The 10,910-nt window shown below is 73.1% G+C and carries 8 protein-coding genes; 2 read left to right on the top strand and 6 right to left on the bottom strand.

What is annotated here, in order from left to right; genetic code table 11:
- Positions 1-172 precede the first annotated feature (172 nt).
- The 5 genes from pulA to M2302_RS32665 all read right to left on the bottom strand — a co-directional run bounded on the left by pulA (position 173) and on the right by M2302_RS32665 (position 8,568).
- Positions 173-5,671 (bottom strand): pullulanase-type alpha-1,6-glucosidase, encoded by a 5,499-nt coding sequence (pulA, locus tag M2302_RS32685; RefSeq protein WP_280841649.1) that lies wholly within the window; start codon positions 5,669-5,671, stop codon positions 173-175.
- A 162-nt stretch (positions 5,672-5,833) separates the two neighbouring features.
- Complete coding sequence (locus tag M2302_RS32680) at positions 5,834-6,520, bottom strand: cellulose binding domain-containing protein (RefSeq protein WP_280841648.1); 687 nt, start codon at positions 6,518-6,520, stop codon at positions 5,834-5,836.
- A gap of 103 nt (positions 6,521-6,623) precedes the next feature.
- The gene (locus M2302_RS32675) at positions 6,624-7,292 is read right to left on the bottom strand and encodes a cellulose binding domain-containing protein (RefSeq protein WP_280841647.1); all 669 of its coding nucleotides are present in this window, start codon (positions 7,290-7,292) and stop codon (positions 6,624-6,626) included.
- A gap of 192 nt (positions 7,293-7,484) precedes the next feature.
- Positions 7,485-7,874 (bottom strand): hypothetical protein, encoded by a 390-nt coding sequence (locus M2302_RS32670; protein ID WP_280841646.1) that lies wholly within the window; start codon positions 7,872-7,874, stop codon positions 7,485-7,487.
- Between the two features lie 37 nt (positions 7,875-7,911).
- The gene (locus M2302_RS32665; protein ID WP_280841645.1) at positions 7,912-8,568 is read right to left on the bottom strand and encodes a hypothetical protein; all 657 of its coding nucleotides are present in this window, start codon (positions 8,566-8,568) and stop codon (positions 7,912-7,914) included.
- A gap of 31 nt (positions 8,569-8,599) precedes the next feature.
- Between M2302_RS32665 and M2302_RS32660 the strand changes: the two genes are divergently transcribed.
- On the top strand, positions 8,600-8,779 hold the full coding sequence (locus M2302_RS32660; RefSeq protein WP_179806561.1) for a hypothetical protein: 180 nt from the start codon (positions 8,600-8,602) through the stop codon (positions 8,777-8,779).
- A gap of 15 nt (positions 8,780-8,794) precedes the next feature.
- On the opposite strand, the gene M2302_RS32655 is transcribed toward M2302_RS32660, so the two are convergent.
- Entirely contained in the window at positions 8,795-9,175 is a 381-nt protein-coding gene (locus M2302_RS32655; RefSeq protein ID WP_280841644.1) for an ArsC/Spx/MgsR family protein, read from the bottom strand.
- A 101-nt stretch (positions 9,176-9,276) separates the two neighbouring features.
- Here M2302_RS32655 and M2302_RS32650 point away from each other — a divergent pair, with 101 nt between their 5' ends.
- Positions 9,277-9,999, top strand: a complete 723-nt coding sequence (locus M2302_RS32650) for a hypothetical protein (RefSeq protein WP_280841643.1) — start codon at positions 9,277-9,279, stop codon at positions 9,997-9,999.
- Positions 10,000-10,910: the final 911 nt, after the last annotated feature.

Below are 10,910 nucleotides of genomic sequence, written 5' to 3'. Positions count from 1 at the left end.
ACAACGACGGCAAGGTCAAGCTCGACGACAAGTCGACCGTGACCAACAACGACCCCACCAACTGCGCCGGCACCGTCAAGGACTGCTTCAACTGACCGCCGGTCAGCTCGGGATCCACACACAGGTCCGGCCCCCTGCCACCTCGGTGGCAGGGGGCCGGACCGTCGTCGGGTCAGTGCTGGACGAAGACCGCCACACTTCGCGCCGGCACGGTGAACGTGCCGGCCGCCCGGTCGAACGAGGCCGTCCGGAGCACCGGGTCGGCCGAGTTCACCAGCACCGGGTGCAGCGCGACGTCCGCACCCCGCAGGCCGGTCACCGTCTGCTTCGCCGTATCCGGCGTGCCGTTGAAGACGACGGTCAGCGACTTCCACTTCCCGTCCAGCCCGCGGGCGTCCAGGGTCATGGTCAGCACGCCCGGCGTCTCGTTCTCGCCCGAGAGCGGGAACGCGACGCGCCGCTGCACCTGGCCGGCGGTGGCCAGCCCGAACACCGGCGAGGACTCCCGGATCCGCAGCAGCTCCGCGTACCGGGCGTCGGCCAGGTTGATCGCGGCGCAGTCCGGCACCAGCTTCGGGTCGGCCAGCAGCGGCTTCGCGTACGGCCACTTGTCCTTGTTGTCCTGCTCCGGCGGGAGGCCGGCGCCGAACCCGTTGCCCTGCGCGCAGTCCCACCGGATCTGGTTGAACCAGTCACCGGAGTTGTACGAGTTGCGGTCCAGCGACTTCGAGCGCAGCCGCTCGGAGCCGGTGGTGACGAAGCCCGCCCCCTGCCCGAAGGTGGTGGTCGCCAACGCCAGCACCTGCATCCGCGACCGGTCCGTCGCCGAGGTGCCCTGCGGCAGCTTGTACGCCAGCGCGTCGTACAGGATCTCGTTGTCGTGCGCGTCAACGTAGGTGACCGCCTCGCCCGGCGCGGCGGTGTAGCCGGCCGGCGAGCCGTTGTAGTCCACCTGGGCGCCGGTGACCTGCCGGCCCGACGAGTCGGTGAACCGGTAGCCCCGCAGGTTGCCGGCGAGCCCCACCTTGATCAGGTCCTGGTAGTGCAGCAGCCGCGCCTTCTGCTCGGCCGCCATCCCGTTCACGGTGTCGCCGTTGGGGTCGGTGTAGAGACCGGAGGCGAAGCCCTGGATGCGGGGGTTGCCGTCGAAGGGACCGCCGCCGCGCACCGCGTCGCGGAGCCGGTCGTTGAAGGTGCCGATGCCGGTCCCGGCCATGTTGGCCTGGGTGGCCTGCACGAACCGGGCGTCGTTGGCGACCTCGCCGAAGTTCCAGCCCTCGCCGTAGAGCAGGATCTTCTTCCCGTCCACGCCGTCGCGGGCCGGGGTGAGCTGGTCCAGCGCGGCCCGCACGGCCAGGATGTTCGCCTTCGGGTGGTGGCCCATCAGGTCGAACCGGAAGCCGTCCACCTTGTACGCCTTGGCCCAGGTGACCATGGAGTCCACCACCAGCTTGCCCATCATGGCGTGCTCGGGCGCGGTGTTGGCGCAGCAGGTCGAGTTGGCGACGCTGCCGTCCTCCAGCAGCCGGTGGTAGTAGCCCGGCACCACCTGGTCGAGCACCGACTTCGGGTCGGTGCCCGAGGCGGACGTGTGGTTGTAGACCACGTCCAGCACCACGCGCAGCCCGGCGCCGTTGACCCCGGCGACCATCTGCCGGAACTCGGTGGTCCGCTTCGCCCCGGCCGGGTCGACGGCGTAGCCGCCCTCGGGCACGGTGTAGTGCAGCGGGTCGTAGCCCCAGTTGTAGCCGTCCTTTTCGGCGACCTTCGCCACGCAGGCCTGCTGCTGGTCGGAGTCCGGCGGCAGCTTCGCCAGGTCGCAGTCGGGTTGCTGCTGGGCGGCCCGCTTCTCGGGGATGGTGGCGAAGTCGAACGAGGGCAGCAGGTGCAGGTAGTTGACCCCGGCGTCGCCGAGCGACTTCAGGTGCTTCATGCCGGCGGTGTTCGGGTCGGTGAAGGCGAGGTAGCTGCCCCGCTTCTCCGCCGGCACGGTGGCGTCGGCGATCGAGAAGTCCCGTACCGACAGCTCGGAGATCTGCGCCTTCGACGCCGGCACCGCCGGCGGCTTGCGCAGGCTCGCCCAGCCGGACGGGGCCAGCGCCTCCTCGGACAGGTCGACGATCTGGCTGTGCGTCGAGTCCGGCGCGAGCGCCACCGAGTAGGGGTCCGTCACCGCGGCGGTGACCACCTTCTGCGCCGCCGGCTGCCACGCCTCGACCTGGTAACGGTAGTACTTGCCGGCCCAAGCCTTCGTGCCGCGCACCGACCAGACGCCGGTGCGGTCGTTGCGGCTCATCGCCACCGTCCTCGGCTCGGCCGTGGGCGAGTCGAAGAGCTGCAGCGACACCGTCCGGGCGGTGGGCGCCCAGACGGCGAGGGTGGGCACCCGGCCGGCGAAGGTGGCGCCCAGCCGGGCGTCGGTGGCCCGGGCGTAGACGTCGTCGAGCACGCCCGGGATCTGCACGCCGGTCGCGCCGAGCAACACGCCCTCGGCGTCGCGCTCGGTCACCACCAGTTGCCCGCGCAGCGCCGCCGGGACCTTGGCCAGGTCGGCGCGGTCCAGGCTGAACGTGCGGTAGGACCACAGGTGTGGGAAGGTCGCGCGCTGGGCCTCGGTGAGCCCGTTGCGCTGCGCCCGCAGCGGCAGCGAGGTGTACGTCCCGGCCAGCTCACCGTCGGCGATGCTCAGCCCGCCGGCCGGTGCGGCCACCAGGGCGTACTGCTTGCCGTCGGTCGGGCCGGTCGACCAGGCGACGGTGGACCGGTCGATCCAGTGCGCCTTCTGCTTGGCGATGTCGAGGTCCCGGGCGGGGCCGGACGAGCTGGGCGGCAGCAGCCTGCCCTTCACCCCGGCGAGCAGCCAGACCTCACGCCCGGCGCTGGCGAAGTCCAGCCGCTGGTCGTCGGGCTGATCCTTGGTGTCACCGGAGTGGATGATGTAGCTCAGCCCGGCGGCGCCGGCGGCCAGCGGCACCCGGAAGACCGCGCCGTAGGCGTCGATCTTCTCCGGCTTGAGCGGGTTGGACCAGTCGGTCGGGTTGGCGGCGCCGTCCCAGAGGTGCAGCCCCCAGCCGGCGTAGTCGTTGTCGGCCTTGCGCCAGTGGATGACCGCGGTGCTCTCGTCGACCGCCGGGTCAGGCTCGCCGGTGGCGGCCTGCCGGGTCGGGTAGAGCGTCGGATCGCCCTGCTTGACCCAGACCTCGCCGGTCTGCGTCACGTCGATGGTGCGGTCGTTCGCGACGTCCTTGTTGCCGTTCTTGTCGACGACAAGGAAGCCGACCGACTTCGCGCCCGGCTTGAGCTTGACCCAGGCGAACCGGCCGTAGGAGTCCTCACCGGCGAACGGCTGCCCCTTGGGCCACTCGGTGGCGTACGCCGGGTCGATGTCACCCCAGGTGTAGAGGCCCCAGTCGTCGTACCCGCCGGCGGGACGCTGGTAGTGCACCACCGCCCAGTCCCGGGCGGCGCTCTGTGCCGGGGTGCCGACCACGCCGGTGGCGCGGGTGCCGGCGGTCCGCCCCTTGCCGTCGCGGACGACGGCCTTGTACTCGACCTTCGTCCCGCCGGGCAGGCCGGTCAGGTCGTGGTGGACGGTGTACGGGGCGGTGTGCGCGCTGCCCAGCAGCGTCCACCTGCCGCCGGGCACCCGGGCGGCGAAGGTGACGGTGGCCAGCGGGTCACCGGTGACCTGGGCGGTGACGGCGGTCCGGGTGGCGACCGGGTCGGCGCCGGGCGCGCTGAGGGTGATGCCCGGCGCGGCGGTGGCCTGCGGGATGGGCCGGCCGGCCTTGAGCACCACGGCCGCCATCGGCGGCACGGTCAGGCCGAGCTTGCCGTCCGCGCCGGCGGTGGCGGTGGCCGCACCGCCGTAGACGCCGGTGAAGGCGGTCCCGGCGGACCAGGTGTCCACGGAGACGGACTGCGTGGTGGCGGCGTTGTTCACGGCCACCACGTACTCGGTGCGGTCGGCCGGGTCGATCCGGGAGAAGGCGAAGACGCCGGGGCCGTCGGCCGCGTACCGGGTGACCTGGAGGCCGTCCCGCAGCGCCGGGTGGGCCTGGCGCAGCGTGCCCAGCTCGGCGATGGTGCGGTAGAGCGGGTGGCCGGTGTCGTACTGGTCGTCGGCGTGGGTGCGGGCGGTGCCGATCAGGTCGTCGTCGAGGTAGTCCGCCACCTTGGTGGCGAACATGTCCTGCCGGGCGTCCTTGTCGCCGCCGGGGCCGGTGAAGCCCTGCTCGTCGCCGGAGTACACGACCGGCTGGCCCCGGGTGAGGAACATCAGCTGGTGGGCGAGCTGGTCGCGGCGCAGTTGGGTGGCGTCGTCGCCACCGGAGGCGGCGATGAAGGAGCCGATCCGGCCCATGTCGTGGTTGCCGAGGAAGGTGGTCAGCCGGTTGGCGCCGGTGTCCCGGGCGGCGTACAGGTCGTCGCGGGCGTACACGTCGGCGAGGGCCTTGGCGGAACCGTCGGCGGCGGTGTAGCCGCGCGCGGCCTCCTGGAAGGAGAAGTCCAGGGTGGCCGGCAGGCCACCGCGCCGCACGTAGGTCGAGGTGACCTCCTGGTCGGCGCTGTAGACCTCGCCGAACATGAAGAAGTCCTTCTTGCCGGCGGCGTCGGCGGCCCGCTTGATGCCCTGGCTGAACTGCGGCCAGAAGTCGAGGTTGACGTGCTTGACGGTGTCGAGCCGGAAGCCGTCGACGCCGGTGCTGGCGATCCAGTCGCCGTAGGCCTTGGTCAGGCCCCGCACCACCTCGGGACGCTCGGTCCACAGGTCGTCCAGGCCGAAGAAGTCGCCGTACTCGCTGTTCTCGCCGGCGAAGGTCGAGTCGCCCCGGTTGTGGTACATCGTCGGATCATTCAGCCAGGCCGGCACCTTCACCTTGGCGTCGGCGGGGCTGGCGAAGGTCGGCGTGTACGGGCCTGCGTCCGCGGTGACCGTCGGGAAGTCCCGGGTGCCGTCGGCGTAGTTGCGGTCCTCGAAGGCGCGCCCCTCCGCGTCGGTGTACGGCGAGGTCTTCTTGTCGACGTACGCGTACTTGTCCTCGCCGTACTTGATGACATCGGCGGTGTGGTTGACGATGACGTCAAGGTAGACCTTGATGCCGCGCTGGTGGGCGAGCTTGACCAGCTTCCGCATCTCCTCGTTCGTGCCGAAGTGCGGGTCGACCTGGGTGAAGTCGGTGATCCAGTAGCCGTGGTAGCCGGCCGAGACGTCCGCGCCGCTGCCCTGCACGGGGCGGTTCTTGAAGATCGGCGCGAGCCAGATGGCGGTCGTCCCCAGGCCCTGGATGTAGTCCAGCTTGTCGATGACGCCCTTGAGGTCGCCACCGTGGTAGAAGCCCTTGTCCTTCGGGTCCAGGCCGGTGCGGAGGCGGTCGCCGGTGAGGCCGCCGGAGTCGTTGCGCGGGTCGCCGTTGGCGAACCGGTCCGGCAGTACGAAGTAGAACTGCTCGGCGCGTCCCGTGCCGGCACCGGCCTTCAGCAGGGCCTCGGTCGAGGGCTCGGCGCCCCACTGGGCGGCGCCGGCCGCGGCCAGGGTGTCGACGGTGGGAGTCCGGTCGGTGGCGTCCGCGCCGAGCTGGTTGACGGCGACCGGGACGCCGACGAGGGCGAGGGTGAGGGTGGAGACCAAGGCGAGCAGTGCCTTGCGAGATATCGGCGGGGGTTTCATCGACGGCCTTCCTCTGGTCGCTGATTCGCCCGCACGCTAGCTCTTGCCGAAACATTCTGCAATACCTTGCAAACATGGTCGCAACAAAGCAGCCTCCTTGCGAAACGTGCCGTCGTTCCGCCGCACGGGGAGGTCACCCGGCGCCGCCGGACAGGGGGTGGATCAGAGGCCGGCGCAGGCGGCGCCGTCAACGGTGCACCCGCTCAGGCGGGTGTTCTCGCCGGTGTGTTCGAGGTGGAACCGCAGCGCCACGGACGCGCCGCCGTCGAGGTCCACCCCACTGGTGTACGTGAAGACGCCGTCGGACATCCGGGAACTGCCCTGCGGCGCACCCTCCACCCAGGAGCTGGCCACGCGGCTGCCGGCCGGCGGCACCAGGCGCACCGTCCAGGGGCGGGGACCGGCGGCGGCGTTGGCGAGCAGCACCTCGCCGATGAAGCCGTCGTCCCAGGCTTCCATCACCCGGTACCGCCCGGTGACCGGCGACGGCGGCGGGGGCTGCGGGGCCGACTCCGGTCGCGTGTCCCGTCCCGCGGCGGGGGACGCGGGGCGCCCGCTGGGCGGCGGACCGGGCGGGGGATCGCTGCGGCGCGGGGTGAGCTGCGGGGCGCCCGGAGCGGGCAGGGCGACCGGGGCTCGCGACGGCGGACTCGACGGCAGGTCGGGCAGCGCCATGGTGGCGGGCAGGTCAGCCGGCCGGGCGGTCTCCGGCTCGCGGCCGCGGGACGCCGTCAACGCGACGACCAGCAGCACCACCATCACCACGACCCCGGTGGCCACCAGCACCCAGGGCGACGAGGCGAGCGCCGTGGCGGCGGCCCGGGACGAGCGGCGACGCGTGCCGGACATGCCCCTCCCTCATCCGTGCCGTCGGGCGAGCGTAGCCATCCATCGGCAGGGCCGGGAAGTCTGCGCGCCGGCACCGTCCTCATGGTACGGACGCGTCCGGCGCTCAGCCGATGGTGCAGTCCGCCCCGTTGACGGTGCACTGGCCGGGCCGGTCACCGGTACCGGTCCTGCCGAACGTCATGGACACCACGGCGCTCTCCCCCGCCGGCAGGGGCCTGGTGCCGCTCAGCACGAACCAGCCACTGCCCTGCGTACGCACCGACAGCCCCGAGTCCGACGACGCCCGGATCGACTTGACGTTGCCCGTGAACAGCAGCTCCACCCGCCACTCGCGAGCCCCGCCGGTGGTGTTGCGCACCGTCAGCCGGGCGGAGAACGAGTCCCGGTCGCTGGAGGTGGCCTGGTAGTCCGCGCTCACCCGGCCGGACCCAGCGGCCGGTGCGCGGGTCGTCGGCGTCGCGGCCGGCCGGCGGGTGCTGGCCCGCGGCGACGGGGTGGCGCTGGCCGTCCGCGACGGGGTGGCGTCCACGGCGACCAGCGGGGCGTCGGCCGGTGGCGCCACGGACGACGTCACGGCGGGCATCCTCGGCAGGTACATCGGCGGCGCCGGCTCGGGCGCCGCCGCGTGCTCCGGTCCGCGGAAGGAGAGCAGGGCGAACACCAGCATGACGGCGAGCAGACCGACGCCGAGCAGCACGACGATCCACGGCATCGACGCCAGCACGGCGGGTACGGATCGCGCCCCCGGCCGTGGGGCCGAGCGGTCGGACATGAGGTCCCCCTTGTCGGAGCAGCCGCGCCAGCCTAGTCAGCGCGGACGCCCGACAGCAGAGGGCCCGCCCGGTACGGTTCGTCCGGCCGGTACGGGTCGGAAAACGGCTGGTGGCACGAGACCGATTCGGGTTCGGTCGGGTCAGCCCCGCACCGACGCCGCCCACCGAACGGCTGCCCGGGAGCCGTCGCGTCACGCCGCGCGGATGACGGTGCAGATGGCCGGGCCGTCCTCGGTGGTGCGCAGCAGGTAGCGGTACCGCTCGCCCGGCACCGCCCGACCCTGGCTGTCCAGGAACTCCCACTGCACGGCCACCTCGGTCAGCAGCGCGGAGACCGGCTGCACGTCCTCGATAAGCGCGTTCGCCGCGACCAGCTCCCGTTCCTGGTAGCCCGGGGCGGCGCCGACGAAGGAGAGCGCGACGGCGGTCAGCGTGCTGAAGGAGAAGCTGTACGTGTCGGCGACCACCAGCCCGGGCAGGGCGTAGCAGCCGGCGAGGGCGGGTACGTCGCCGGCGGTGAGCGCCACGCCGTACCGGTCGAAGAAGTCGGTCAGCGTGTCGAGATCGGTGGAGGCTCTCACGGCGTCACCAATTGCCGCCGGCGGGCGTCGGCAAACCTCAGCGCGGCGGGATGTGCACCTCGATCTCGGCGCCGAGCCTGGCCTGACCGGCCAGGTCGAGGTCGTCGCCGCTCCAGAACCGGCCCGGGTCGTACCAGTTCGGACGGCGGCCCGCCGGCAGCAGCCCCATCGCCTCGTAGGTCACCGCCACCACCTCGGCGCAGTACGCCGTCTCCAGCGCCCGGTCCGGCAGCGGCACCCCGGAGCGGTCCCGGCGGCCCGGCAGCCGCACCTGCGGCACCCGGCCCCGCGCCCAGCGCCAGGCGAGCTGGGCGGTGGAGGGGAAGGGCGTGCCGTCGAGCCGAGCGACGGTACGCAGCACCGCCTGCTCCATCGCCGCGTCGGCGGGCGGGTCGAGCTGGCGCAGCCAGGCCCGCTGGCCGTACCGGTTGGCCCAGACGCAGACCGCGTCGCGCAGGTCGTGCAGCTGCACGCCGCGCTGGTGGTTGCCGGTCCACATGTCCGGCAGCGAGCGGCCCAGCTCGGCGTGCCACATCAGGGGCGGCATGTCGTCCAGCACCACGGCCATGCCGACGTGGTTGACCGGGCTGTTCGTGGTGAGCTGGATGGCGCGGTCGGGCACGCTCCGGCCACGGAACACCCACAGGTCTCCGGTACGGGTCAGGTCGACGGCCTCGTCCAGGCTGATGCTCATGAGCGTCTACCCTAGGCCGATGCGGCAACGGATGCGGTGGTGGAAGGTACTCGGTCTGGCCGGCCTGGCCGGAGTCGCGGCGTCCGGCGTGGTCATCGCCCGCGCCGAGCGGCGCCGCCGGTCGTACACGCCGGAGGAGATCCGGGACCGGCTGCGCGAGCGGCACGCGCAGGCCGCGGGGAACGGCACGCCGGCCGGCGAGCAGGCCTGACCCGGCGGGCGCGGCTCAGCGCTCGGACTCGGCCGCGGCGCGGCGCAGCGCCTCGTCGAGCGCTCCGGGGGTACGCCCGAGCACCGCGCTGCCGTCGTCGAGCAGCAGGATCGGCCGCTGGATGAGCTCCGGATGCGCCACCATCGCCTCGATCCAGCGGGGCTCGGTGGCGTCGTCGCGGGGCCAGTCGGCCATGCCCCGTGCCACTGCGGCCGGCTCCCCGGTGCGGCAGATGTCCCACGCGCGCGCCTCGAGCCGGCGCAGCACCTCGGTCAACTCGGCCGCGCTCGGCGGCTGCTCCAGGTACGCCCGCAGCCGGTACGGCACCCGCGCCTCGTCGAGGGTGGTGCGGGCGCAGGTGGACTTCGAGCAGGACGGGTTGTGCCAGATCTCCATGACCGACATGGTGACAGACCACCTGCCGACCTGTCCCATGTCATCCAGTGTGGACGGACGACGGGGCGTCGGAGCAGGGGCTCGGCGGCTACCATCCGGGCATGGCGACGCCCTTCGACCGGACACCGTTCGTCCTGTCCCCGCCGGCCGCCCCCGTCGAGCGGCACGGCCAGGTTGACCTGCACCTGCCGGCCGGTGACGGGCCCCGGCCCGCCGTGGTGCTGGTCCACGGCGCACCGCTGCCACCCGGCGCGTCCGACCCGCGCGACTGGCTCCTCTACCGGGGATACGGCGCCCTCCTGGCCGAGCAGGGCCTCGTCGCCGCGGTCGTCAGTTACCGGGTGGACGAGCTGACGGGCTTTCCGGCCGCGGCCGAGGATGTCGCGGCGGCCGTCGCGCAGGTCCGCGCCGATCCCCGGGTCGACGCCGACCGGCTGGTGCTCTGGTTCTTCTCCGGCGGCGGCCTGCTGCTGGGCGACTGGCTGCGCGCTGCGCCGTCGTGGCTGCGGGGGCTGGTCGGCACCTATCCGCTGCTGGCGCCGCTGCCCGGTTGGGAGGTCGAGGCCCGGTTCCACCCGGTCGAGGCCGTGGCGTCCGCCGGCGACCTGCCGGTCCTGCTGGTCCGGGCGGGTCGGGACATGCCGCCGGTGCTGGCCGGGATCGAGGCGTTCACCTCGGCGGCGGCGGCGAGTGGCCGTTCGGTGCGGGTCCTCGACGTACCGGACGGACGGCACGGCTTCGACGCACTGGACCACACCGATCAGTCCCGGGACGCCGTGCGCGCGGCCCGCGACGCGTTGGTCGCGCTGCTGCGCGACGCCTAGCCCGGCCCTGGTCCGACGCGCGCATCGGCGCGGGCGGAGAACCTCCGCCGCCCCCGTGCCGGGCGCCACGCGGCGACGTGCGCCGGCTGGCACCTCGACCGAGGCTGACACCCCGCCCGCCGGATTCCGAGGTCCGCCCCCAAGGCCGGCCCGTCCCGTGACGCGCGGTTTGCGGCAGCCGACCCCGGGCGCCTTGACCGAGGCCGACACCCCGCCCGCCGGACCCCGAGAGCCGCCCCCGGGGCCAGCCCGTCCGGTGACGCGCGGTTTGCGGCGTGTCGCGGGCTTCCGCGCCCAGGTCACCGCGACACGCCGCAAACCGTGCAAGCCGATAACGGCGGCCCTCACGGCGGAGCCTGGCGCAGGCCGACGGGGGTGTTCGCGAACGTATGTCCGGTTCCGGGTCGGGTGGTCGCCGCCTGGATGTCCGGTCTGGCCTGCGGTGTCGGGTGGGCGGGGCCGGCCGGGGGTGGAATGGTCGGCGGGGCGGGGTCGTTGTACATGGCAGACCGCCGTGGCCCCTCCGGCCCGGACGGTCAAGCAAGAGTCAGGGCCCGGTGGAATGCCGGCCCGCACCGGTTGGTTACATCCCCCCGGCACCATCCGAGCAGACCCCCGGGCCGAGGCTCGTGGAATGCAGAGCCCCTGGGGTTGGTTACATCCCCCGGCACCATGGCCCCCGGGCCTGTGGAATGCGGAGCCCGCCGGGCTGGTTACATCCCCCCGGACACCCGAGCAGAGCCCCCTTGTGCGGCCGCCGGGCATCCCCCTTCTTTGACTTCCTCTCACGCGCACCGCCGTCCCCCGACGACGGTCGCGTATCCCCCGATCGAAAGGTGCACCCTCATGCGTACCGATCTGATCCGCAAGACCGCCCTGACCTTCGCTGGTGTCGCCGCGACCGCCGGTGG

The sequence above is a fragment of the Micromonospora sp. A200 genome (assembly GCF_029893845.1).
GTDB classification, from domain to species: Bacteria; Actinomycetota; Actinomycetes; order Mycobacteriales; family Micromonosporaceae; genus Micromonospora; species Micromonospora purpureochromogenes.
This window is presented reverse-complemented; position numbering and strand designations above follow the sequence as displayed.